The 23,106-nt window shown below is 70.2% G+C and carries 17 protein-coding genes; 2 read left to right on the top strand and 15 right to left on the bottom strand.

Features of this window, described 5'->3' with window-relative positions; translation table 11 throughout:
- Positions 1-52: 52 nt before the first annotated feature.
- The 5 genes from V5F61_RS04850 to V5F61_RS04870 form a co-directional block, all read right to left on the bottom strand.
- The gene (locus tag V5F61_RS04850; RefSeq protein ID WP_393987673.1) at positions 53-1,390 is read right to left on the bottom strand and encodes a putative bifunctional diguanylate cyclase/phosphodiesterase; all 1,338 of its coding nucleotides are present in this window, start codon (positions 1,388-1,390) and stop codon (positions 53-55) included.
- 207 nt (positions 1,391-1,597) lie between these two features.
- Positions 1,598-4,264, bottom strand: a complete 2,667-nt coding sequence (locus V5F61_RS04855; protein WP_393987672.1) for a bifunctional acetate--CoA ligase family protein/GNAT family N-acetyltransferase — start codon at positions 4,262-4,264, stop codon at positions 1,598-1,600.
- Between the two features lie 237 nt (positions 4,265-4,501).
- On the bottom strand, positions 4,502-5,083 hold the full coding sequence (locus V5F61_RS04860) for a response regulator transcription factor (RefSeq protein WP_393987671.1): 582 nt from the start codon (positions 5,081-5,083) through the stop codon (positions 4,502-4,504).
- A 95-nt stretch (positions 5,084-5,178) separates the two neighbouring features.
- Positions 5,179-5,811, bottom strand: coding sequence for a response regulator FixJ (gene fixJ, locus V5F61_RS04865; protein WP_393987670.1), 633 nt, complete (start codon positions 5,809-5,811; stop codon positions 5,179-5,181).
- Positions 5,804-7,333: a PAS domain-containing sensor histidine kinase gene (locus V5F61_RS04870; protein ID WP_393987669.1), complete on the bottom strand. Its 1,530-nt coding sequence runs from the start codon at positions 7,331-7,333 to the stop codon at positions 5,804-5,806. Before V5F61_RS04870 ends, fixJ begins: the two co-directional genes overlap by 8 nt.
- Before the next feature lie 218 nt (positions 7,334-7,551).
- Between V5F61_RS04870 and V5F61_RS04875 the strand changes: the two genes are divergently transcribed.
- Complete coding sequence (locus tag V5F61_RS04875) at positions 7,552-8,250, top strand: helix-turn-helix domain-containing protein (protein WP_393987668.1); 699 nt, start codon at positions 7,552-7,554, stop codon at positions 8,248-8,250.
- 109 nt (positions 8,251-8,359) lie between these two features.
- Here V5F61_RS04875 and hemN read toward each other — a convergent pair whose 3' ends face one another.
- The 10 genes from hemN to V5F61_RS04925 form a co-directional block, all read right to left on the bottom strand.
- Positions 8,360-9,763, bottom strand: coding sequence for an oxygen-independent coproporphyrinogen III oxidase (gene hemN, locus V5F61_RS04880; RefSeq protein WP_393987667.1), 1,404 nt, complete (start codon positions 9,761-9,763; stop codon positions 8,360-8,362).
- A 174-nt stretch (positions 9,764-9,937) separates the two neighbouring features.
- Positions 9,938-13,567, bottom strand: coding sequence for a bacteriophage N4 adsorption protein A (locus tag V5F61_RS04885; protein ID WP_393987666.1), 3,630 nt, complete (start codon positions 13,565-13,567; stop codon positions 9,938-9,940).
- Positions 13,568-13,912: 345 nt separating this feature from the next.
- The gene (locus V5F61_RS04890; protein WP_393987665.1) at positions 13,913-14,926 is read right to left on the bottom strand and encodes an alginate O-acetyltransferase AlgX-related protein; all 1,014 of its coding nucleotides are present in this window, start codon (positions 14,924-14,926) and stop codon (positions 13,913-13,915) included.
- Positions 14,923-15,999, bottom strand: coding sequence for an alginate O-acetyltransferase AlgX-related protein (locus V5F61_RS04895; protein ID WP_393987664.1), 1,077 nt, complete (start codon positions 15,997-15,999; stop codon positions 14,923-14,925). The genes V5F61_RS04890 and V5F61_RS04895 overlap by 4 nt, the downstream gene beginning before the upstream one ends.
- A 15-nt stretch (positions 16,000-16,014) precedes the next feature.
- Positions 16,015-17,400, bottom strand: coding sequence for an MBOAT family O-acyltransferase (locus tag V5F61_RS04900; protein WP_393987663.1), 1,386 nt, complete (start codon positions 17,398-17,400; stop codon positions 16,015-16,017).
- A 9-nt stretch (positions 17,401-17,409) separates the two neighbouring features.
- Positions 17,410-18,087, bottom strand: a complete 678-nt coding sequence (locus V5F61_RS04905) for a hypothetical protein (protein ID WP_393987662.1) — start codon at positions 18,085-18,087, stop codon at positions 17,410-17,412.
- Between the two features lie 362 nt (positions 18,088-18,449).
- Positions 18,450-19,277: a DUF2076 domain-containing protein gene (locus V5F61_RS04910; RefSeq protein WP_393987661.1), complete on the bottom strand. Its 828-nt coding sequence runs from the start codon at positions 19,275-19,277 to the stop codon at positions 18,450-18,452.
- A gap of 104 nt (positions 19,278-19,381) precedes the next feature.
- A complete protein-coding gene (ispG, locus tag V5F61_RS04915) occupies positions 19,382-20,671 on the bottom strand; it encodes a flavodoxin-dependent (E)-4-hydroxy-3-methylbut-2-enyl-diphosphate synthase (RefSeq protein WP_393987660.1) in 1,290 nt (429 codons plus the stop codon).
- 97 nt (positions 20,672-20,768) lie between these two features.
- A complete protein-coding gene (locus tag V5F61_RS04920; RefSeq protein ID WP_393987659.1) occupies positions 20,769-21,467 on the bottom strand; it encodes a class I SAM-dependent methyltransferase in 699 nt (232 codons plus the stop codon).
- A gap of 88 nt (positions 21,468-21,555) precedes the next feature.
- On the bottom strand, positions 21,556-22,074 hold the full coding sequence (locus tag V5F61_RS04925; RefSeq protein WP_393987658.1) for a Fur family transcriptional regulator: 519 nt from the start codon (positions 22,072-22,074) through the stop codon (positions 21,556-21,558).
- 237 nt (positions 22,075-22,311) lie between these two features.
- On the opposite strand from V5F61_RS04925, the gene V5F61_RS04930 reads away from it, so the two are divergent.
- Positions 22,312-23,094, top strand: coding sequence for a 3-hydroxybutyrate dehydrogenase (locus V5F61_RS04930; RefSeq protein ID WP_393987657.1), 783 nt, complete (start codon positions 22,312-22,314; stop codon positions 23,092-23,094).
- The last annotated feature ends 12 nt before the right edge of the window (positions 23,095-23,106 follow it).

Below are 23,106 nucleotides of genomic sequence, written 5' to 3' on the forward strand. Positions count from 1 at the left end.
CGGGCGCCCTTCGAAAGGAGTCGGAAGCGGGCCTGCTACGAGGCGGGCGGCTTCAGGCCGTGGCGCGTCCATGCTTGGCGATGAACGCCACCAGCGCGTCCTCGGTCATGGGGCGGCCCAGGTAGAAGCCCTGCACCTCGTCGCAGCGGTCCGCCTTCAGGCTGGCGAGCTGGCTTTCGGTTTCCACTCCTTCCGCCACCACCTGCATGCCGAGCGCGCGGCCGAGGCCCAGGATGGCCTGCACGATAGCGAGCGCGCCCTTGCTCTGGTCGAGGTCGCCCACGAAACTGCGGTCGATCTTGAGCGCGTCGAAGGGGAAGGTGCGCAGGTAGCCGAGCGAGGAATAGCCGGTGCCGAAATCGTCCATGGACAGGCGCACGCCGATATCCTTGAGCTGCAGGAGCACGTCGAGCGCCTTGTCGGTGTTCTCGATGAGCACGCTCTCGGTGATCTCCAGCTCCAGCCGGTGGGGGGCGAGGTCGGTCGCCTTGAGCACCGAGCCCACGGTCTCCACCAGCTCGCCGCCGCGGAACTGCACGACGGAAACGTTGACGGAGACATTGAGGCCCGGCAGGCGGGCGATGGTGTCGCAGGCCTTGCGCAGCACCCATTCGCCCATGGGGACCACGAGCCCGCTCTTTTCCGCGAGCGGCACGAACTCGTCCGGCACCAGGCGGCCGAGCTGGGGGTGGTCCCAGCGGATCAGCGCCTCGACGCCGATGATGCGCAGGGTGTCCGTGCTCCAGCGGGGCTGGAACAGCAGCACGAACTGATCCGAGAGGATGGCGCGCCGCAGGTCCCCCTCCAGGGATCGCCGGCCGCTCGTCTCGTCGTTCATCTCGGACGTGAAGAAGCAGGAGACGCCGGGGCCGATGGCCTTCGCCCGCTCCAGGGCCAGCCCGGCGCGATGCACCAGCGTTTCCGCCTCCTCGCCGTCGGCGGGGGCGACGGCGATGCCCAGCGTCGCCTGGGGATAGAGCGTGGCCATGGCCAGCACCACGGGGGCGCTGAGGGCGTTCTGCAGGCGGCCGCACAGGCGTTCGACGGTCTTCGCGTCGGAAAGGCCGGTGGCCACCAGCACGAACTCGTTGGCGCCGACCCGCGCCACGAGGTCGTTGTCGCGCACGCAGCGCTTGAGGCGCCGGGCCATCTCGGCGAGCACGGCGTCGCCTGCGGCGTCGCCGAAGGTGTCATTGAGCTGGCGGAAATTGTCGATGTCGAGGGTGACGACCGCGACCATGCGTGCCCCGTCCTGCGCCGCATCAAGGGCGCCGGCCAGGAACTCCAGCATCAGCAGCCGATTGGGCAGGTTGGTGAGGGAATCGTGCAGGGCCAGGTATTCCGATCGCCATGGACCGCCCACCACCTCGTCTGTGCTGTCAGTCGCCATCTTGCGCAAGCCGGTGAATGGGCCGCCGGATGCCCCGCGGGGCGGGAACCGGCGGCGGATGCCTCGGGATCGTCGCACGCCCCCCGGCGCGCCGCAGGGCCAGCACACATCGCGTGAAGCCCGCTCCCCCGGCGCCCATTCCGTGTGCAAGCCTGGATATTGTGCCCACTGGCCAAAATCGTCAAGTCGCCGCCGGTAGGGGAGTCTTCACAGGGTGATGACGACACGCATCACCGATGGATCCTCGCTGCTTGGCGCCACCTTGAAGCCCAGGTCCTCAGCCATGTGCAGCATGGGGCCGTTCTCGCGCATCACGTCGCCGAACACGCGCTTGAGGCCGCGGGCGCGGGCATGGTCGAGAATCTCGGTCATGAGGCGGTAGCCGAGGCCTTTCCCCTTCATGTCCGAGCGGACCATGATGGCGTATTCCGCCTCCTCGCTGTCCGGATCGGCGATGATGCGCACCACGCCGCAGATGTCGCCGCCTTCCTCCACCGCCACGAACGCCATCTCGCGGTCGTAGTCGATCTGCGAGAGGCGGGCCGCCATGAGGTGTGGGAAGTCCTTCACCGAGCCGAGGAAGCGCATGCGCACGTCCTGCGGGTCGGAGCGGCGCACCACGTCCACGAGGCCGGGCTCGTCCTCCGGGCGGATCGGGCGCAGGGTGACGAAATGCCCGTCGGTGAGGGGGATCTGCTTCACGTGCTCCGGCGGATAGGGGCGGATGGCGAAGCGCTTCGTGCCGTCCTGGGCCGCCTCGCTCACGACGATGCGGGCATCGAGGGCGATCACCCCGTTCTCGTCCGCGAGCAGGGGGTTGATGTCGAGCTCGGCGATCTGCGGCAGGTCGGCCAGAAGCTCGCCGATCTTGATGAGGGTGGACGCGATGGCGCCCATGTCCGCCGGGGGGTGGTCGCGATAGCCGGCGAGCAGCCTGGACACCCGCGTGCGGGAGATCATCTCCCGCGCCAGGACGCCGTTGAGCGGCGGCAGCGCCACCGCCCGGTCGCCGATCACCTCCACCGCCGTGCCGCCCTGGCCGAACAGCACCACCGGGCCGAAGGTGGGATCGTTGGCGATGCCGGCGATCAGCTCTTGGGCATTGGGCCGGCGCACCATCTGCTGCACGGTGAAGCCGTCCACCCTGGCGGCGGGCCGCTTTTCCGCCACCGAGGCGATGATCTCGCGGCACGCGGCCTCCACCGCCGCCGGGCTGTGCAGGTCGAGCCGTACGCCGCCCACGTCGGATTTGTGGGTGATGTCGTGGGAAAGCACCTTCACCACCACCGGCAGGCCCATCTGCGCGGCGATGCGTCCGGCTTCCTCGGGGCTGGCGGCGATGCGGGTTTCCACCACCGGGATGTCGTAGGCCGCGAGCACGGCCTTTGCCTCGAACTCGCCCAGCGCCTTGCGGCCGGAAGCGAGCACGTCTTCCACGATCCGCTGCGCCTCGGCCCGGTCCGGCTCCTCGAAGGTGCGGGCGGGCGGTGTCTCCATCAGCAGGGTCTGGTTGCGCTGGTAGGCCACGAGGTGGCCGAAGGCGCGCACCGCCTCGTCGGGGGTCTCGTAGGTGGGGATACGGCGGGCGGCGAACTTGCGCCGCACGTCGCCGGCCGCGTTCTCGCCCAGCCAGCAGGTGAGCACCGGCGCGCGGGGGCGGGTCTCCAGCACCTCCATCACCGCGTCGGCGGCGCCCTTGGCATCGGTGACGGCGGTGGGGGAGTTCAATACCAGCACGCCGTCCGTGCCCTTGTCGGCGAGCAGCGCCTTCAGGGCGTCGGCGTAGCGCTTGGGCGGGGCATTGGCGTGGATGTTGACCGGGTTGGCCTGCGACCAGGTGGAGGGCAGCGCCGTGTCAAGCTTCGCTAGGGTCTCGGGCTCGAGGGTGCCGAGCACGCCGTCGATGTCCTCCAGCGCGTCCACCGCCAGCACGCCGGCGCCTCCGCCGTTGGTGAGCACCGCGAGCCGGTCTCCATGCAGGCGGATGCCGGAGGAAAGGGTGGTGATGGCTTCGAACACCTCGCGCAGCTCGGGCACGCGCAGCATGCCGGCGCGGCGGAAGGCGGCGTCGTAGACGAGGTCGGCGCCGGCGAGGGCACCGGTGTGGGAGAGGGCGGCCTGGGCGCCGGCGGCGCTGCGCCCGGCCTTAATGACCACCACCGGCTTGGCGCGCGCCGCGATGCGCCCCGCCGACATGAACTTGCGCGCGTCCGTGATGTTCTCGACATAGAGCAGGATGGCGCGGGTGGTGTTGTCGAGGGCGAGGTAGTCGAGCAGGTCGCCGAAGTCGATGTCGCCTTTGTCGCCCAGCGAGATGACGTGGGAAAAGCCGATGCCGCGGGCGCTCGCCCAGTCGAGCACGGCATTTGCCATGGTGCGGGATTGGGTGACGAAGGCCACGTCCCCCTTGGCGGGCATGAGGTGGGCCACGCTGGCGTTGATGCGGGCGCCGGTGGAGATGAAGCCGATGCAGTTGGGGCCGAGGATGCGCAGGAGATGGGGCTTGGCCGCATCCAGCATGCGCTGCATCACCTCGGTGCCTTCGAGCTTGGCGCCCTCGCCGAAGGCGGCGGCGGTGACCACCGCCGCGCGGCAGCCCTTGGCACCGAGGTCGGCAATGATCTGCGGCACCTGCTCGGGCTCCGCCGTCACTACCGCGAGGTCCACCGGAATGGGCAGGTCGGAAACCCGCGCGTAGTTGAGCGAGGAGCGCAGCACGCGCTCGTTGGCGTTCACCGTGAGGATGGGGCCGGGAAAGCCGGCCTCGAACAGGTTCTCGGCGATCACCGCGCCGATGGTGCCGGGCTTGTTGCTGGCCCCCACCAGGGCGATGGCGGCGGGGTGGAACAGGGCGTCGAGATTGCGGGTGGTCATGCCTGGCCTTCCGGTCTTCTGCGGCGCACGGGGTCGTTCCCGCGTCCATTAATCGCGTGTCACGGCAGGCCCATGAGGAGCGCTCCGGGGCCTTCGGTCAAGTCCGCGGCGCAGCTTCGCGCGCGGCGGGAGAGGGTGGCCGGATGCCGCAGGCCTCTGGCCCCGCCATCATGCCTGCGCAACGCGACGGCATGTCGACACCCGTGCGGGCCCTTCGGGAGGCGGAGGGCGCCGGCGTCAGCAGGGCAGGGCGCGCACGAAGCTGTCGCGCACCGCCTCGCTGAGCTGGTTGCCGAGCAGCGGCTTCTCGATAATGGAGACGCCCTGGGCGTTCGCCCGCTGCCGTACGTTCTGGCTGGGATTGCTGGTGATGAGGAAGGACGGCAGGTGGACGTTGCGCCGGTCGAGCTCGCGCAGCAGCTCCAGGCCGTTGATTTCCGGCAGGTTGTAGTCGACGATCATGCAGCCGCAATGGGGCAGGTCCGCCGCCATCAGCTCGTGGAAGCCGCCGTAGGTGCGCACGTCGAAGCCGTCGAGCTCGAAAGTGAACTGCAGCGAGCTGCGCACCGCCGCATCGTCGTCCACGATGTGCACCACCCACGGCGCGCTCGTGGCCTGCGCCGCGTCGTCGCCGGGCAGTGTCGCGGGCACGGCGAAGGGCTGCATGATGCGGGTCGTCGCCATCGCCGGCTCGGGTCGCGCGGCGCGCGCCATGCGAATCGGCAGCGCGCAGGCGCCGAAATCGGCATCGGCCAAGGCATCGACCGGAATTTCGGCGTCGTGCCGCAGCGCCGCTTCCACCTTGCACATCGAGTTCATCGGCAAGCCTCCCACGACCCGCTCGTGGGTCCACGTGGTCGGTGCGATAAAGCTAGCCGATCCGCCGTCGGCGAGGCCTTGAGTTAGATCAAGCCTCAGGCCGCGCTTGGTGCGATACCGGCAAGCAGCGCCATGCGCACCAGCTCCGAGAGGCTCTGGGCCTTCATCTTGGTCATCACGTTGGCGCGGTAGACCTCCACCGTACGGGGGCTGATGCCGAGGTCGTAGGCGATCATCTTGTTGGCCTGCCCGGCCACCAGGCACTCCAGCACCTGCCGCTCGCGCTGGGAGAGGGCGGCGATGCGCTCGTTCACTTCCTCGCGCAGGGCGTCGTGCTGGTGCGCCTTGCGCATGCGCGCGAGCGCGGACTTCACCGTGTCGAGGATGGCGACGTCGTCGAACGGCTTCTCCAGGAAGTCGGCGGCGCCGAGCTTCATGGCCTCCACCGCCAGCGGCACGTCGCCGTGGCCGGTCACCACGATCACCGGCACCGCCGAGCCCCTCTCCTTCAGGTGCTGCAGCAGCTCGATGCCGGTCATGTCCGGCATCCGCACGTCGGTGATGATGCAGGCGGCGGTAGGGTCCGCCGCCGGCAGGCCCGCCTCCACGAAGGCGCGCGCGGAAGCGTGCTCATGCACCTGATGGCCGGCGGTGGCGAGCAGGAAGGCGAGCGACTGGCGCACCGCTTCGTCATCGTCGATGACGTGGATCACCGCGCTTTCAGGCATCGCTCTGCCCCTCGTCGCCGACCGCGCGCAGGGTGAAGCGGAAGATGGAGCCGCCCTGCGGGTTGGGCTCGGCCCAGATGCGCCCGCCATGGCCCTCGATGATGGTCCGCGAGATGGAGAGCCCCACCCCCATGCCGTGGCGCTTGGTGGTGACGAAGGGCGTGAAAAGCTGATGGCTGATCTCGGGGGAGATGCCGGAGCCGGTGTCCATGACGCTCACCATCACCATGTCGTCCTCCGCCGGCTCGGACTGCACCAGAAGCTGCCGCCGGGGCGCTTCCATCATTGCTTCCAGGGCGTTGCGCATCAAGTTCAGAAGGACCTGCTGGACCTGCACCTTGTCGGCCAGGACAACATCGCATTTCGGGTCGAAATGAAACCGGACCTGGATACCATGTTCCTTGGCGCCCACCAGGGCCAGGGCGCTCGCCTCCTCCACCATCTTGGAGAGGCTCTCCAGCCGCCGTTCGCTCTCCCCGCGGGAGACGAAGTCGCGCAGGCGGCGGATGATCTGCCCGGCGCGCAGGGCCTGCTCGCCGGCCTTTTCCAGGGCGCCCTGGAGCATCTCGGTGCGCACCGCGCCGCCGTCCAGCAGCCGGCGCGAGCCCTTGATATAGTTGGCGATCGCCGAGAGCGGCTGGTTCAGCTCGTGGGCGAGGGTGGAGGCCATCTCGCCCATGGCGGTGAGGCGGGAGATGTGCACCAGCTCGGCCTGCAGCTCCTGCAGGCGGGCCTCGGTCTCCTGCCGCTCTGTCAGGTCGCGGATGAAGCCGGTGAAGAAGCGCTGGGAGGCCGAGCGCATCTCGCCCACAGAGAGCTCCATGGGGAAGGTGGAGCCGTCCTTGCGCTCGCCCACCACCACGCGGCCGATGCCGATGATGCGCTGCTCGCCGGTGTTGAGGTAGCGGGAGATGTAGCCGTCGTGTCCCTCCCGGTGGGGGGAGGGCATGAGGATGGAGACGTTCTGCCCCACCGCTTCCTCGGCGGCGTAGCCGAACAGGCGCTCGGCGGTCGCCGAGAAGGACTGCATGACGCCCCGCTCGTCGATCACCACCATGGCGTCGGGCACGGTGCTGAGGATGGAGGAGAGGTGGGCCTCGCGCGCCAGCAGGTCGCGGTTGCGCGCGGCGGCGTCGAGCCGGGTGCGGCGCAGGCGCTCGCCGCTCACGGCGATGCCGGCGCCGACCGCTGCGCCCAGCAGCACCGAAGGCCAGCCCGGCGGGCCGAAGCCGGGCGCCAGCAGCGCCAGCAGCAGGCCACCACCCCAGGTGCCGGCGAGCGCCGCCAGCGCGGTTGCGAGCCCGAGCCCGCTCACGAGAAGAACACTGGCCAGCAGCAGCAGCAGGCCCGGAGCCTCGAACGGCGGCAGGCCCATCAGATGGCACAGGGCGAGCACCACCGCGGCGGTGCCGAGGCCCCGTCCCAGATCCAGCGCCAGGCCCTGTGGCAGGCCGGGGGCGCGTGCCGCCTCCGGAACTGCCGTATTCCCTTCCGTCAACGCCGCGACCTCGCCGGTGTCCATGCCGGGGCGCGCCAGGCCCCATCCCTTGCGTGGTCACGCGCCCGGCCGGTTGTCCGGCAGGGTCGCGGCAGCCTCGCGCGCCACGCGTTCATACCTTGTTACGCAATCGCCGTGCCTCCGTAAACCTACCTAAGGGGCACGACTTAAGTGTTCTGTCCGAATTTCGCGCAAGGCGGCCGGCGCGTATCCCTGGTATCGACTTCAGGAGGGTTTTTCCGATGCCAAGCCCCGCTGCCGCAATGGCCCAGAAGGGCTATGTCCCGTCGCTGCCGCCCGCCCAGTGGAGCGACGAGCCGGCTACACGCACCCCGCGCGATATCCTCGCCGCCCTCGGCGTGGTGACCTCCTTCGAACGCAATTCCGAGATCTTCGCCGAGGATGCCCCGGCCGAGCACATCTTCATCGTGCTCTCGGGCACGGTGCGCATCTGCAAGCTGCTCGGCGACGGCCGTCGCCAGATCGAGACCTTCTGCCTCGCCGGCGACGTGTTCGGCTGGGAGACCGCCGCCCGCCACCGCTTTTCTGCCGAGGCTGTCGGCGAGTGCAAGGTGGTGCGGGTGAAGCGCTCCATCCTGTTCGCCCGCGCCAGCGACGATCCCGATCTCGCCCATGCCCTGTGGGTCCTGACCGCCGCGGAACTGACTCGCGCCCAGAACCACCTCCTGGTGCTTGGCCGCAAGACCGCCCAGGAGCGGGTCGCCACCTTCCTGCTGGACATGGCCGGGCGCTCGGCGGTGGGCGGCAGCGAAGTGACCCTGCCCATGTCCCGCCAGGACATCGCCGACTATCTCGGCCTCACCATCGAGACCGTCTCGCGCACCCTCACCCACCTGGAGGAGACTGCGGCCATCGCGCTGCCGTCCTCGCGGCGGGTGGTGCTGAAGGACAGCGGCGCGTTGCGCGGCCTGAACGCCTGAGGTTTCCGCCCGGCCCGGCCGGGCGCTCTTTTCCGGGGTCTCCGCCCCCCGGCGGCACGGCAGTACCGTTATCTCGGCCGCCGTGCCCTTTCCCTGGCACGCCCCTGCATCACACCGCAGCGGCGTGCCTTTTCTTTTCCGGCTCCTGTGCCTGCGCCGCCCTGAGGCGCGGGTCGAACGCCGCGCACACCACGCGGGTGAAGGCGCGCGCCGCCTCCGGCACCTCCACCACCCGGCCGCGTCGCAGGGCGAGGCCGTCCGCCACCAGGGGGGCGAGGGCGTCGAGCTCTGCGTCGAACATCTCGGGCGCCATGCCGTGGGCGGTGGCGAGGGCGCCGAGATCCACCTTCAGGTCGCACATCAGCCGCTCGATCACGGCGCGGCGCAGCCGGTCTTCGTCCGCGAGCGCGATGCCGCGGGCGATGGGCAGGCCGCCCGCCTCCAGTGCCTGGTGCCATTGCGCGGTGCCGGGCACGTTCTGCACGTAGCCCTGCGGCAGGGCGCCGATGGAGGAGGCGCCAAAGCCCAGCAGCACCGGCGCGTCGTCGGTGGTGTAGCCCTGGAAGTTGCGCTTCAGCGTGCCGGCCTCGGCCCGCTGCGCCATGGGATCGGTCGCGCGGGCGAAATGGTCGAGCCCCACCATCCGGTAGCCGCGCGCCGCGAGCAGGGCCGAGACCAGCTCCGCCTGGGCGAGGCGCTCCTGCGGGCCGGGCAGGTCCGCCTCAGGGATGAGGTTCTGGTGCTTCTTCATCCACGGCACGTGGGCATAGCCGAACACGGCGATGCGGTCGGGGTCGAGGCCGAGCGCCGCCTCCACCGTCCGCTGCACGGATTGGGCGGTCTGGTGCGGCAGGCCGTACATGAGGTCGAGGTTGATGGCGGTGATGCCGGCCGCCCGCAAGGCGTCGGCCACGGCCTTCGTCTCGGCATAGGACTGGCGCCGGCCGATGGCGGTCTGCACCTTCTCCTCGAAGTCCTGCACGCCCAGGCTCGCGCGGTTGAAGCCTTCGCGTGCCAGCACCGCCACCTTCTCGGCATCCATGGTGCGCGGGTCGATCTCGATGGCGATCTCGGCGTCGGGCGCGAAATCGAAGGCGCGGCGCAGGGCGCCCATCACGCGGGCGAAGTCGGCGTCGGCGAGCATGGTGGGGGTGCCGCCGCCGAAATGGAGGTGCTTCAGCTTCAGCCGTCCCGGCAGGTGCGCCCGCACGCGGGCGATCTCCTCCTCCAGGCGCTCGGCATAGGCGGAAACCGGACGGGCATTGTGCACCACCGCGGTCTGGCAGCCGCAATAAAGGCACAGCTCCGCGCAGAAGGGCACGTGGACGTAGACCGAGACCTCGCTTCCGGCCGGAACGGCGGCGAGCCAGGCGGCATAGGTCTCGCCCGTCACCGCCGCGGAGAAGTGGGGCGCGGTGGGGTAGGAGGTGTAGCGCGGCACCGGCCGCCCGTAGCGGGCGAGCAGTTGGGCGGTGTCGAGGGGCGGGTGCGCCGTGGCGGCGGAAGTGGTCATGGCATCGTCTCGGGGCTGACGGAGCTGTGTCATGTCATCCATGTGCCCCGCGCCGCGCAACCGCTTTGACCTGCCGCAAGAAGTCGCCGCCCGTGGCGGCGCGGCCCCGTGAAAATGAAGCGGGGGCCGCTGGGGCCCCCGCACTGACGTCGTCGGATGGCGCCGCCGCCGGCCTCAGTAGGAGAGGAAGGCGCCGGCGAACAGGCCCTCGGCGCGGTCGTCGCCGGCCAGCTTGAAGCGGTACTGGGCGGTCAGGTCCACATAGGAGTGCGGCGCCTGGTACTCATCCTCGTTGAACCAGTAGCGCAGGCTGACGCCGGGACCGACACCGAGAGCGAAGGGCGTGTCGTAGCCATTGTCATAGGCGCCGCCGATGGCGATGAACGGCCACAGCACCATGTGGTCGTTGATGGAGTCGAGGCGGAAGGCGTGGCCGTAGCGCGCCTCGAAGGTGGCGACCGTCTCCGGCAGCATGGTGTAGTAGTTGAAGTCCGCATAGATCTGCCAGGCGCGCCAGTTGGGCTCGTCCACCCGGAGGTCGGTGCCCTCGCCCTTGGAGTAGGCGGCGCGCAGCAGCACATCCTGCCGCGAGGTGCCGCCGGTGGGGAAGAGGTAGGACACCTCCAGCACCAGGTTCTCGGTCTTGAACGGCTTCCAGCGCGCGCCCACGCTGCCCTGGAAGGTATTGAAGCCGGTGGGGCCGCCGTTCTCATCGTAGAGCGTGGTGAAGCCGCGCACGAACAGCTCGAACAGGGAGCCGTCGCGATAGCCGATGCCCGGCGGGCGCCAGTAGATCTCACCGCCGGCGCCGATCGTGTGATAGGCGCCGCTGGAGGGCGCGGCGAGGTAGGAGCCCGGCGCGATGCCCACCGCGCCATAGCTGATGGAGGCGTAGGCACCCCAGGTGCGGCTCAGCTCCGCCACCTCGCGCCGGAGGCCGAAGAGATACTGCGGGTCGAGCGGTAGCTCGCCCTTGCGGTTCTCGTCGATGGCGCGCTTGAAATAGTCCACCGCCGCCGTGTTGTTGTAGGTGCGCCGGGCGTTGTAGGCGGCGTTGATGAGATTGGTGCCGCGCAGCTGCCACTTGTCGTTGGCCTGCTTGAAGTATTGGAAGGCCAGCTCGTCCTCGCCGGCCTGGCTCGCGAGCAGCGCGAGGTCCACCGTGCGCAGGTTCTTCAGGTCGCCGCGCTCGTAGGCGGCGGCGAAAAGGGCGCGCGCCTCGTCCTTGCGGTTGAGCTGCACGAGCACGTTGACGCGGGCGGTGAGCATGGCGTTGCGCTGCTCCAGGCCCTGGGCGCGGCGCGCCGCCACCTCGAAGGCCGCGAGCGCGGCTTCCTTCTCGCCGAGCGCGAGATAGGTATAGCCGAGGCGCGCCTGCACCTCGTAGCTCTGCTCGCCCGCCAGGGGCCGGAGGATGGAGAGGGCGAGCTCGGGGTCCTTGGCCTGGAGCGCGGCGTCCACCAGGGCGAAGCGCACCGTGCGCGCCTGCGCCGCCGGCAGCTGGCCCGAGGCGAGGGCGGCCCGGAAATCGCGGATGGCAGCGGCGTATTGATGGGCCTGCATGCGCAGGTTGCCGCGCTGCACCAGCAGCGCCGCGTCGCGCGGGCTCGCCGCCAGCAGCTGGTCCAGGATGCGTTCGGCTTCGGCATAGCGGCCGGATGCCATCAGCGCGTTCATGAGCAGCATGCGGTAGCTGCTGTTGCCCGGCTCGGCGTCGATGGCCTTGCGGATCTCGCGGACGGCGGTGGCGTAGTCGCGGCGGCCGAAGGCGGTGTAGGCGGCGCTGGCGGCGGCATAGCCGGGGCTCGCCGGGTTGAGCCCGGCTCCGCCCGGACCGCCGGGCGCGCCGAAGAACACCGAGCAGATCACCCCGTACTTGGTGGGCTGGCACAGCACCGTGGGCGCCACCAGCGCCGGCCGCTTCATGTTGGGCGTCTTGACCAGAGCCTCGGCGGTGCGGCGATAGGCGGCCACATCCTTGTTCTTGGCGTCGTCGACGGGCTGGAGGATCTTCAGCGCCTCCTCGCCCTGGCCCGCCGCCAGCGCGGCGTTGGCGGCGATGAGGCGGAAGTTCGCCTCCTCCACGTCGGTCAGGATGTTGGACGCGAGCACCTTGTCGAATTCCGCGACCGCCTCCGGGCGCCGGTCGAGCTTGTCCAGCAGCCACGCGTTCAGCAGGCGCGGCAGGGGGTCGTTCTCGTCCTCGCCCACGGCGGCGGCCGCCTCGACCTGCGCGTCCTGGGTCTGGCCGGAGGCCATCAGGGCGTTGATGAGGATGAGGCGGAAGGGCATCACGTTGGGCGCGCGCTCCACCGCCTTGCGGGCGAGGGCGGCGGCGTTCTTTGGCCGGCCGGCGGTCAGCTCCTTGATGGCCTGGGTGGCGTCGGGCTCGGCGATGCGCTTGTCGGTGACGGCGCGCAGGGCCTGGAGCGAGGGGTCCTCGCCGGCCTTGGCGACGGCGTCGTTGATGGCCGCCTCCAGCTCCTTCAGCTTGCCGGCACGCTCCAGGGTGTCGATGAGCAGGCGGTGCCAGGCGGCGTTCTTCGGGTTGAGCTGCAGCGCCTCGCGGATGCGCTTCTCGGCGGTGGCGTCGTCGCCGTTGCGATAGGCCTCGAACGCATCCTGGGCGGCGTAGAAGCCGGGGGTGTCGGTGACGCCGCTGCCGGGCGGCGCGTCGGCGGGCACCAGGGCGCAGGCGGGCCCGTAGGGCGTGTCCATGCACTTCTGGTAGGGCACCGGCAGGGTCTGGTTGGCCTTGTCGGGAATGATGCGCGGGTTCTTCTGCGCCGCCCGCGCCACCGAGAGGCGCGAGAGCACCGCCTTGTCGGTGCTGTCGGCCAGGGGCTCCAGCAGCTTCAGGGCGCGATCCACATGGCCGACCGAAAGGGCGGCATCCGCCATGATGACGCGGGCGTCGCGCTCGGTGGCGCCGGTGAGGACCTCGTCCTTGAGGGCTTCGTCGAAGTCGCGCTCGGCCTCGGCCACATGGCCGAGCCGCACCCGCAGGAAGCCCCGCAGGGTGCGCGGCAGGAATGAGCGCGGGTCGACCTCCACCGCGTCGCTGGCGGCCTTCTCGGCCGCCTCGTAATTCTTCTGGGCGATCAGGGCATAGACCAGCAGCATGCGGTAGCTGAGGTCATCGGGCACCAGCATGATGGCCTTGCGGGCCTCGTCGGCGGCCTTGGCCGGATCGTTGGCCTCGAGCGCCTTGTTGGCGGCGAGCGAGGGCGCCTGCGCCAGCACTTTGCTCTGCGCGATCAGGCGGGCCCTCAGCGTCTGGTCCTTCACGCCGGCGGCGAGGGCCTCGTTGCCGGCGGCCACCGATTCGGCGAGCTTGCCCTCGGCATCGAGGGCATCCATCAGCAGCACCCACATCTGGGGCGCGTCCGGCCGCAGCCGCAGCACCTCGCGCGCCAGATAGGCCGCACGGGCGAAATTCTTCTGCTGAAAGGCCTGGTAGGCCTGGTTCGCGGTGTTCCAGGCCGCGCCCGTGAGGGCGGGGGCCACCGGCTCCATGCCATCAGCCGCCGGCGGCGCGGCGGGCGCCTGCGCCTGGGGGGCCGGAACGGGGCGCACCGGAGCCGGCGCGGCGGTGGAAGGCGCTGGGGCCGGGGCGGCGGGGGCGGGGGCGCCCACCACCGGCTGGCCGCCGGGCTGGGCGTGCGCGACACCCACCGCGCCGAGGGCGAGCGCGCTGACCGATGCGGCCAGCATCAGCCCCCGTGCGAGCCGATGCGGAAGCGGCGTGCTTTCCCGGCGCAGGGCGGGAAGATGAACGAGGGGAGACTGGATGGCGGTCATCATGGCACCACCATCGTCGATACTACTTAAAGCGCGGTTAAGCTTAACAAGTATTCCAAAGTTAAGATGAAGTAAAAATCGCTTATGGGGCTTTACGTTCCATTAAGGCCGTGCCGGCAATGGCGCGCGGATTCCGGCACCGCTCTTTTCCTTGAAGGAGAGGGTATTGCCGCCGGCGGCCACATTGGCTGAAGGCTGAGCCATTCGGCGCCCCTGCGGGCACGCGGTGCCGACAGGGTTGAAAAAGAATGAAGGCCGGGCCGCGTCACACCGCGGGCCCGGCCTCTGTCATGCGGCCCGTCTCAGGCCCCGCCAGTCGTTCACGCATCAGCTCACATGCGTATCAGCTCATTTGCGGATCGCCGCCTGCATCCGGTCGCGGAACTGCTGCGAGGTCATAATGGAGGAGGCGTCCCACTGGTCGGTCGCCTCGGGCGCGGAGTGGAACGGGCCCTCGTTGAACTGCCACACCACCACCTGGGGCGGCGTGCGGGCGAAGTCCGGGGCGCTCACGAACTGGAGGAAGGTGACCCAGGGGCCCACGTTGCCGGGGTTCCAGGTGAGGGCCACCGGGCGGTCGAGGGCGCTGGAGAGCTTCTGCGGAAAGCCGAGATAGGGCTGCACGAAGCTGTTGCCCACCACGTGCACCGGCGCCGGGCCGCCGTCCACCAGGCCGCCCTTGGCCTCGGCCTGCATGCGCACGGTGTAGAGGTCGGGGCCCACCTGCTTCTGCTGGTCCGGGGTGAGGAAGCGCTCGGCGAGGTCGCCCAGGTGGCGCTGGGTGACCCACTGGCCGAGCTTGTCGCCGCCGCCCGCCGCCCCGGCGAGCTTGACGCCGCTCGCCTTGATGGCCTGGGCCACGGTGTCGGCCGCCGCCTCGGCGGACCAGGCGCTCCAGTGGTAGTCGGCGCGGTAGAAGATGACCTGTTTGCCGGTCTGGACCGATTTCAGGGCCGGCCGCAGGTCCACGGTATCGAGCCCGGCGTTCTTCAGCTCGCCGAGGATGTAGTCGTACTGGCCGGAGACATCGGCCGAGATCTTGGTGCCGTCCGGCAGCTTGTCGGCATAGAAGCTCGCCTTCAGGGGCACCACGATGGGCATCAGCCGGATGTTCTTCGCGGCGAGCGCGGCCTGGGTGTCCTTCAGCAGCGCGATGGTGCGGGCGATGCCGGCCTTGTCGAGCACGGAAAGGCTCTCCCAGCCGGGGAACAGCCAGCCGCCCTGGCCCTGGATGACGCCGCTCTGGGCGGCGGCCGGCAGGGCGGCGGCCGCGAGCCCCGCCGTGGCGAGGCCCAGGGCGAGGGCGGCGCTGCGCAGCAGCTTCTTGGCGGTTCCGAGAGGTCGCGGGGAAGGATGCGTCATCGGTCGTCTCCCAGGAAATTGCGTTCGGCCGGAGTCAGCGGGTGCGCCAGGGCGCGCAGGGGGAATTCCCACACCACGAGCCGGGTCTGGTCCAGCAGCTGGGGCTCCTTGGTAAGGATGTCGAGGAGGGCGCCGGCGAAGCCGCCGCCGCTCTGGCTCTTCTGCGCCACCTCGCGGTCCAGCGTGTCCTGCAGGTAGTCGAGGAAGCCGGAATTGTTGGAGAAGGAGGAGCCGGCGAGCAGCACGGTGGGCGCGGGCACGTCGTCGAGGAGCCCGCCGGAACGGGTGAACTGCGTGGAAACCTCCGCCTGCCGGTCGGGCTGCGGGCCCGACCAGGGCCAGGTGCGCGAGAGGCCGGCGATGCGCATGAGGTCGCCGATATGGTCCTTCGTCTCGCCCACCACCACCCGAGCCGGCTGCGTGCCGGGGCCGAGGTGGGCGGTGACGTGCTCGGCCACGCGGTGGGCGGCGAAGGCGGCGCCGTCGTCGCTCCAGTGGGTGTCGGTGCGCAGGAAGCCGCCCTCGGGCCAGTTGGTGGCGATGTCCACCTGCTCCAGCCCGATATCCGCGGTCGCGCGCCGCCAGGACTCGGGCCGCGCGCGCGCCTGGGCGGCGACGGAAAGGCGGCACAGGCCGGCGCGGGCGAGGTCCGCCTTGTCCGGGATCGGCAACACCACCAGCGTCACGCCCTTCGCCTCCACCGCCGCCTTGATCTTGGCGGCGAGCCTGGCGCGGGCATCGAGCCGCGCGGGGGCTTCGCGCAGCGAGATCAGCTCCTCGGCCAGGAACAGCCAGCCGGGGCAGCCGGCGCGCACCTGCGGGCCGGCATCGCCGAGCATGCGGTAGGAGACGCCGGCGACGACATCTTCCAGGTCCTGGGTGCTCGGAAGCGCATCCACCACCGCCTTGTCCACGGCGCCGGCGAGGGAGCCGTCGAGCACGCCCTTGAGGCTGACCTGCGCGGCGATCCGCGCGCCCGCCGGGCCGGCGAGATGGACGGCGACGAAGCCCAGCCCGGCCAGCATGAGGGCGAGGAAGGCCAGGGTGGCGATGACGCGGGCGAGGCGAGCCATGTTATCCGTCCCCCGTCAGAACTGGAAATAGAGGAAGGGCACCACCGTCCGCCCCTGCAGCACCAGGAGGGCGAACAGGAACAGCGGCAGCGCCGTCCAGGCGCGCAGGGCGTGGCCCGGCGCGGGCGCGGCGGGGTCGATGCGCAGCACCTTGGGCAGATAGACGAAGCCGATGCCCACCAGCAACGCCAGGATCTCCACCGGCCGCACCGCCGCCCCCATGGCGGGGGAGAGCGCGGCCCCGTTGGCGCCGAAGAGACCGCCGAAGATGGTGGCGGCCTCGCTCCAGCTCTGGGCACGGAAGAGGGTCCAGCCCACCATCACGAACAGGAGGGTGAGCACGTGGCCGAGCACCGGGCCGGGGCAGGGCAGGGCGCGGGCCTTCCACACCCGCCCGGCCATCAGCCCCAGGCCGTGCCACAGGCCCCAGGCGAGGAAGGTCCAGCTCGCCCCGTGCCACAGGCCGCCGAGGCCCATGGTGACGACCAGGTTGGCGGAGGTGCGGGAGGTGGAGCCCCGGTTGCCGCCGAGCGGGATGTAGAGATAGTCCCGCAGCCAGCTCGACAGGGAGATGTGCCAGCGCCGCCAGAATTCGGCGAGCGAGGTGGAGAGGTAGGGATTGTCGAAGTTCTCCGGGAACTTCAGCCCCACCATGAGGCCGAGGCCGATGGCCATGGCGCTGTAGCCGCAGAAGTCGAAATAGAGCTGGAGCGTGTAGCCCGCCACCGCCAGGGCCGCGTCTGCGGTCGTGGGGTGAGTGAGGGCATAGCCCGCGTCCACCATGGGGGCGAGGGTGTCGGCGATGAGCACCTTCTGCGCGAAGCCGAGCATGAAGCGCTCGACCCCGAACATGAATTCCGCGCTCTGGAAGGTGCGGGCCTTCAGCCGCTCCGCCACCCATTTGTAGCGCACCACCGGGCCCGCCACGAGGTGGCCGAACATGGACTGGTAGGTGGCGTAGTTCACGAACGAGGGCTCGGCCGGCACCGTCCTGCGGTAGACGTCCATGGAATAGGAAATGGCGCCGAATACGAAAAAGCTGAGGCCGATGGGCAGCAGCACGTCTTCCCAGCCCCACACCGAGGCCGTCACCGCCTGCCCCGTCGCCACCAGCATGTTGGCGTACTTGAACCAGACGAGGGAGACCAGCGGCCAGGCGATGCCCGTGAGCAGCGCCCGCCGCCGTGCCGGTCCGTCGGCGCGGGCGATCCACAGGCCGGTCGCCCACGACCACACCGCGATGGAGACGATGAGCGGCAGGAAATCCGCCCGCCACCAGGCATAGAACAGCCAGGAGAAGGCCAGCACGGCCAGATTGCGCGCGGCTCCCGGCGTCAGGGCATAGACGATGAGGAAGACCGGCAGGAACAGGAACAGGAAGCTGTCGGAGGCGAAGACCATGGCGCGCGGTCAGTTCGGGCCGCGATAGGGTTCGGTCTCGTCGCGCTGGCCCGCCAGGGTCACGCCGCCGGGGCCGGGCACCAGGAACAGGCTGAAGTGGTCGCCGGCCTTCAGCGGCGGCAGCTTCAGGCTGTCGCTCGCGGCGTCGCCGCAGCGGGCGGCCAGCGTGGCCTCGATGGGGTTGATGGCCCTCTGGCGGGTTTCCAGCGTGGGCACCGCGTCGAACACGGTCGGACCGTCCACCACCGCCACCGCGCCGGCGCAGCCGGGCACGAGATTGTAGAAGCGCAGCTGCGCCTTCAGGTCGTTGCGCCCCTCGGTGGAATCGGGGATGAGCACCACGTTGCCGCCGGTGCCGATGACGATGGTGGAGAAGGCATCCGCCGGCGGGGTCACCGGGCTCTTCACCGGCTTGCCGCCGAGGGTGAGGTGGAGCGGCGTGTCGCCCTTCACGATGCGGTAGATGGTGGCCGGCTCGCCCTGCGCCGCGGCGACGCCGGACCCGACATCGAAGCCGATGAGCGCGCCGGAGCGGGAGAGGTCCACCACCCGCACATAGGCGGAGCCCGCCGGGGGCTTCGGCGCGTAGAGCCGGGTGAGCTCCTGGGACTGCCCTTGAGCGCTGCCGAGGACCGATGCCGCGAGAAAAGCGGCAAGAGCTGCGGCGAGGCGACCTGATCTCCACATGGCGTGACCTGCGAGGATAGCCGACGGCGGATATGACCGGCCCATGACTGGTAGGAGGCCGGGCCGGTCATGGCAACGGCGGGGGATGGTTCCTTCGCGGTATGATTAAGGCGATACGGCCGCGTTCGCCAGCCGGGAGATACCGGCACGCTGCCGCAGCGCCCGGAAGGCGGTGGTCGGCGCTGCCGGCATGCCGGTCCGCGCCTGATCATTCCGGCACCTGATCATGAAGGCACCTGGGCGCGCCTCTCCGCCGTCGCGTCGCGCGCGCCGCCTGCGACCATGGAACGGGAATTGCCGGCGCCGGGACACGCCCGCGCCGGCCGGGGAAGGAAGGGCCGGGGGGTGCCCGGCCCGCCGCGTCAGCTCCAGTCGCTGTCGTCGCCGCCGCCGGCGTCCCAGCCGCCGTCGTCATTGCTGGCGAGCTGCTGGTCGGCGTTCCAGATATCCTCGGGCGACTGGCCGCCGAGCGCCTGCTGGGCGGCGTTGCCGAGGTCTCCGAAACCACCGGCCGCGGCGTCGGCCGCCGGCTTGATGGCTTCGGCCGCCGACTGGGCGATGGCGCCCTCGCCGCCGGACATCATGCCCTTGATGCCGTCGAACAGCAGGGCACCGCCCGCCACGCCGGCCGCTGTCGCCAGCGCACTCTGCAGGAAGCCGCCGCCGCCGAAGCCGCCGCGCTGCTGCATCGCCGCCTGCTGGCCCCAGGGACCGGCAGGCTGGCCGCCGGGCTGCTGGCCGCTGGGATAGCCGGGCTGGGCATAGCCCGGCTGGCCATAGCCGCCCTGCTGGGGATATCCGGGGTTCTGGCCGTAGCTCTGCTGGGCATAGCCCGCGGGCGCGGCGTCACCCGGCATGCGCGAGCCCGCCGCTGGCACGGAGGAGCGGCCGCCGCCGAACAGGCCGCCCAGGAAGCCGCCGGAAGAAGGCTGGGCCGCCGGCTGGCTTGCGGCCTGCGCGCGCGCCTCGGCGTCGCGCAGCTGGGCTTCCAGTTCCTGCACGCGGGCATAGGCCTGCTGCAGGGCGTGTTCCTGCACCAGCACGCTCTGGGCGAGCGCATAGGGCGCATGGGGTGCCTGGGCGACGCGGCGCGCGATGAGCGCTTCCGCCTCCGCATCGCGCGGCGCGTTCTCGAATTCCCGCATGCGGTCGAAAAGGCCGTCGATCAGGGCACGTTCCTCGGGGGTCATCTCCGCCTCCGGTGGTTGGACCGTTGGGATATGATCAGCCGACGGCGGCGCGGGTAGGGCGGCGGCGCATGAAATTTTGGTAACCTAACGTAAGGTGAGGGCGCCTACTCGGCGGCATCTGCCGGGTTCTTCGCCCCGCCGAGGCCGAACCGCTGCGCCACATAGGCCTCCACCATCTGGCGGAACTCGGCCTGGATGTTGGCGCCGCGCAGGGTCGCGACCTTCTTGCCGTCGATGAAGACGGGGGCGGAGGGGGTCTCGCCGGTGCCGGGCAGGGAGATGCCGATGTCGGCATGCTTCGATTCGCCCGGCCCGTTCACGATGCAGCCCATGACCGCGACATTGAGGGTCTCGACACCGGGATAGCGCGCCTTCCAGGCCGGCATCGCCTCGCGGATCATCTCCTGCACGCTCTGCGCCAGTTCCTGGAACACGGTGGAGGTGGTGCGCCCGCAGCCGGGGCAGGCCGCCACCAGCGGCACGAAGGTGCGCAGGCCCATGGTCTGCAGGATCTCCTGCGCCACCTGCACCTCGCGGGTGCGGTCGCCATTGGGCTCGGGCGTGAGCGAGACGCGGATGGTGTCGCCGATGCCCTGCTGCAGCACCACCCCCATGGCCGCCGTGGAGGCGACGATGCCCTTGGAGCCCATGCCCGCCTCGGTGAGCCCGAGGTGCAGGGCATAGTCCGCACGGCGGGAGAGCTCGGAATAGACGGTGATGAGATCCTGCACCGCCGAAACCTTGGCGGAGAGGATGATGCGGTTGCGCGGCAGGCCGATCTCCTCCGCCAGCGCCGCCGACAGCAGGGCCGAGCGCACCAGCGCCTCGCGCGTCACGGCGCGGGCCTCGGCCGGGCGGGGCAGGCGGGAATTCTCGTCCATCAGGCGGGTGAGCAGGTCCTGGTCCAGCGAGCCCCAGTTGGCGCCGATGCGCACCGGCTTGTCGTGGCGGATGGCGGTCTCGACGATGGCGGCGAACTGCCGGTCCTTCTTGTCGCCGAAGCCCACGTTGCCGGGGTTGATGCGGTATTTGTCCAGGGCCTCGGCGCAGGCCGGGTGGTCGGCCAGGAGCTTGTGGCCGATGTAGTGGAAGTCGCCCACCAGCGGCACCTCGATGCCGCGGGCCAGCAGCTTCTCCCTGATGCGGGGGACGGCGGCGGCCGCCTCGTCGCGGTCCACGGTGATGCGCACCAGCTCCGAGCCGGCACGGGCAAGCGCCGCCACCTGGGCGACCGTGGCCTCGATGTCGGCGGTGTCGGTATTGGTCATGGACTGCACGACCACCGGCGCCCCACCGCCCACCATCACCTTGCCCACCGGCACGCCCACCGTGACCCGGCGCGGCGCGGGCCCGGCCTCCAGCAGCTCTACGGGGACGACAGGGGCAAGAGACATCACGCAACCTCGAAATTCGCGAAGTGGACAAGCCTGCCCGCCACAGGATCGGCGGCGGTCACTCGGTCTGGATCCAACGCCGGAGCGGACGGCGCCGTCATGCTTCGGCGTTCCCGTTCCAGGCGGTGATCGCCGTCGCGGCGGGGTAGGCCACCTGATGGATGGTCACGCGATCGAACCCCGCCCGCATGGCAAATGCCCACATGTCCGCGCCGAACTCGGTATGGACCAGGAAATCGTCCGCTGTCTCAGAGGGGTCGCCGTGCCAGCTTTTGGGCAGGCCCTCGCGACTGCGTGTGAGGCGGCCCACGATCACGGGAATGGTGAAGCACAGCCGGCCGCCCGGCTTGAGGACGCGACGGCATTCCTCCAGTCCACGGACGGGGTGAGGCACATGCTCGAGTGTGTCCGAGTGAACGATCAGGTCGAAGCTGCCGGAGGGATAAGGCAGCGCTTCCATGTCCACTTCGGGAAAATTACCCAGGACATAGCCGCTTAATCTGGCGAGCGCCCCGGAGATCGCCGCCGCGCCGTTCAAGTCCAGGATGCGCAGTTTCTGGAGGCGGGAATCCCCCGCGAAATCCTGCACATTGAATTTTGTGGCGAAGGCGTCGCGGATAGCGTCGCCCAGCGCCACGACCCTCAAGCTCGCGCCACATGCGGTGCATGCGCACCCTTGCTGCTGGTTGACGTAGGATACCTCCTCCGCCGACAGGCCCCAGGCGGAGGCCAGTTCCGGCCAAAGCACAGCTTGTGAGGTGAATTCCGAGGCGCCACAGATGGAGCAGCGAAGCATTGTCATTCTCAATGTGGGATGAGATCGAGCAGAATGCCTGGACAGGGGCATGCACCGCCTGTGCCCGCTTCTCTAGCATCTCGCGATATCAGGGCAAATGACTTTGATCCCCCTCGCGGCAGCGCGCGCACAGGCCGGCCACCTCCAGCACCCGCTGGCGGGGGGTGAAGCCGGCGGCGCGGGCGGCCCAGGCGAGGTCGCGCCCCACCGCGTGGGACGCGACCTCCCGCGTCAGGCCGCATTGCTCGCAGATCAGGAACACCACCACCTCTTCGGCCTCGTGGGGATGGGCGCAGGCGAGGTAGGCATTGCGGCTCTCGATGCGGTGGGCGAGGCCCTCCGCCACCAGGAAATCGAGCGCGCGGTAGACCGACATGGGCGGGGCGCCCTCCCCCTCCGCTGCCAGCCGCTCCACGATGTCGTAGGCGCCGAGCGGGGTGTGGCTGGCGGCGAGGGCGCGCATCACGTTGCGGCGCAGCGCCGTGAGCCTGAGGCCGCGGCTGGCGCAGCATGCCTCCATCCGCGCCACCGCGCCGGAGATGCAGAGGGCGTGGTCGTGCTCGGTGGCCGGGTCGGCGGCGGGGCCATGGGCGTGTTCTGTGGTCACGGGGGGAATCTAGTGCATCGGGAGGCGTTTCGCCATCGCCGGCCGCTTTAACCATCGCGCACGCCCACGGCGGAGATGGGGCCGGCGTCCGCATTGCGCTGCCGGAGCGGGCGGGGCAATGTGCGCCGCGCGGCGGCTCCGCGCCGGGCCGCCGCCGTGACAACAGCGTCACAGCGCCTCGTTACAGGGTGCCTCGCGCGAAGCGTCGGATCATCCGCGCCTGATTGGGGAATTGCCATGATCAAAGGGAAGGTCGCCGTCGTTACCGGTTCCACCAGCGGCATCGGGCTCGCTTATGCGCGCGCCTTCGCCGCGGAAGGCGCCAACATCGTGATCAACGGCCTGGGCGATGCGGCCGCCATCGAGACCGAGCGCTCCAAGATCGAGACCGAGTTCGGCGTGAAGTGCCTCTATTCGCCGGCCAACATGCTGAAGCCCGAAGAGATCGAGGGCATGATCAAGCTCGCGGAGACCGAGCTCGGCTCCTGCGACATCCTCGTGAACAACGCCGGCATCCAGCATGTGTCCCCGATCGAGGAATTCCCGATCGACAAGTGGAACATGATCATCGCCATCAACCTGTCGGCGGCCTTCTTCGCCATGCGCGCGGCCATCCCCGGCATGAAGGCGCGCAAGTGGGGCCGCATCATCAACACCGCCTCGGCCCACGCCCTGGTGGCCTCGCCCTTCAAGTCGGCCTACGTCTCGGCCAAGCACGGCATCGCCGGCCTGACCAAGACCGCCGCCCTGGAAACGGCGCAGTTCGGCATCACCGTGAACGCCATCTGCCCCGGCTACGTGTGGACCCCCCTGGTGGAGAAGCAGATTCCCGACACCGCCAAGGCCCGCGGCATGACCGAGGAGCAGGTGAAGAAGGACGTGCTGCTCGCCGCCCAGCCCACCAAGGAGTTCGTGACGGTCGAGGAAGTGGCCGCTCTGGCGGTGTTCCTGGCGTCCGACAACGCCCGCTCCATCACCGGCTCCATGCAGCAGATCGACGGCGGCTGGGTCGCGGAGTGAGCCCGGCGCGGC

Origin of the sequence: Xanthobacter sediminis (assembly GCF_043195015.1) — a bacterium.
Taxonomy (GTDB): domain Bacteria; phylum Pseudomonadota; class Alphaproteobacteria; order Rhizobiales; family Xanthobacteraceae; genus Xanthobacter.

What these genes read in the sequence shown, in the direction of transcription:
- V5F61_RS04860 (WP_393987671.1), bottom strand. Translation starts at nt 5,083, where the DNA reads ATGAACTCGATGTGCAAGGTGGAAGCGGCGCTGCGGCACGACGCCGAA.
- V5F61_RS04895 (WP_393987664.1), bottom strand. Translation starts at nt 15,999, where the DNA reads ATGGCTCGCCTCGCCCGCGTCATCGCCACCCTGGCCTTCCTCGCCCTC.
- V5F61_RS04885 (WP_393987666.1), bottom strand. Translation starts at nt 13,567, where the DNA reads ATGATGACCGCCATCCAGTCTCCCCTCGTTCATCTTCCCGCCCTGCGC.
- V5F61_RS04910 (WP_393987661.1), bottom strand. Translation starts at nt 19,277, where the DNA reads ATGACCCCCGAGGAACGTGCCCTGATCGACGGCCTTTTCGACCGCATG.
- V5F61_RS04850 (WP_393987673.1), bottom strand. Translation starts at nt 1,390, where the DNA reads ATGGCGACTGACAGCACAGACGAGGTGGTGGGCGGTCCATGGCGATCG.
- V5F61_RS04905 (WP_393987662.1), bottom strand. Translation starts at nt 18,087, where the DNA reads ATGTGGAGATCAGGTCGCCTCGCCGCAGCTCTTGCCGCTTTTCTCGCG.
- hemN (WP_393987667.1), bottom strand. Translation starts at nt 9,763, where the DNA reads ATGACCACTTCCGCCGCCACGGCGCACCCGCCCCTCGACACCGCCCAA.
- fixJ (WP_393987670.1), bottom strand. Translation starts at nt 5,811, where the DNA reads ATGCCTGAAAGCGCGGTGATCCACGTCATCGACGATGACGAAGCGGTG.
- V5F61_RS04930 (WP_393987657.1), top strand. Translation starts at nt 22,312, where the DNA reads ATGATCAAAGGGAAGGTCGCCGTCGTTACCGGTTCCACCAGCGGCATC.
- V5F61_RS04890 (WP_393987665.1), bottom strand. Translation starts at nt 14,926, where the DNA reads ATGACGCATCCTTCCCCGCGACCTCTCGGAACCGCCAAGAAGCTGCTG.
- V5F61_RS04920 (WP_393987659.1), bottom strand. Translation starts at nt 21,467, where the DNA reads ATGCTTCGCTGCTCCATCTGTGGCGCCTCGGAATTCACCTCACAAGCT.
- V5F61_RS04870 (WP_393987669.1), bottom strand. Translation starts at nt 7,333, where the DNA reads ATGGACACCGGCGAGGTCGCGGCGTTGACGGAAGGGAATACGGCAGTT.
- V5F61_RS04900 (WP_393987663.1), bottom strand. Translation starts at nt 17,400, where the DNA reads ATGGTCTTCGCCTCCGACAGCTTCCTGTTCCTGTTCCTGCCGGTCTTC.
- V5F61_RS04855 (WP_393987672.1), bottom strand. Translation starts at nt 4,264, where the DNA reads ATGACCACCCGCAATCTCGACGCCCTGTTCCACCCCGCCGCCATCGCC.
- ispG (WP_393987660.1), bottom strand. Translation starts at nt 20,671, where the DNA reads ATGTCTCTTGCCCCTGTCGTCCCCGTAGAGCTGCTGGAGGCCGGGCCC.
- V5F61_RS04875 (WP_393987668.1), top strand. Translation starts at nt 7,552, where the DNA reads ATGCCAAGCCCCGCTGCCGCAATGGCCCAGAAGGGCTATGTCCCGTCG.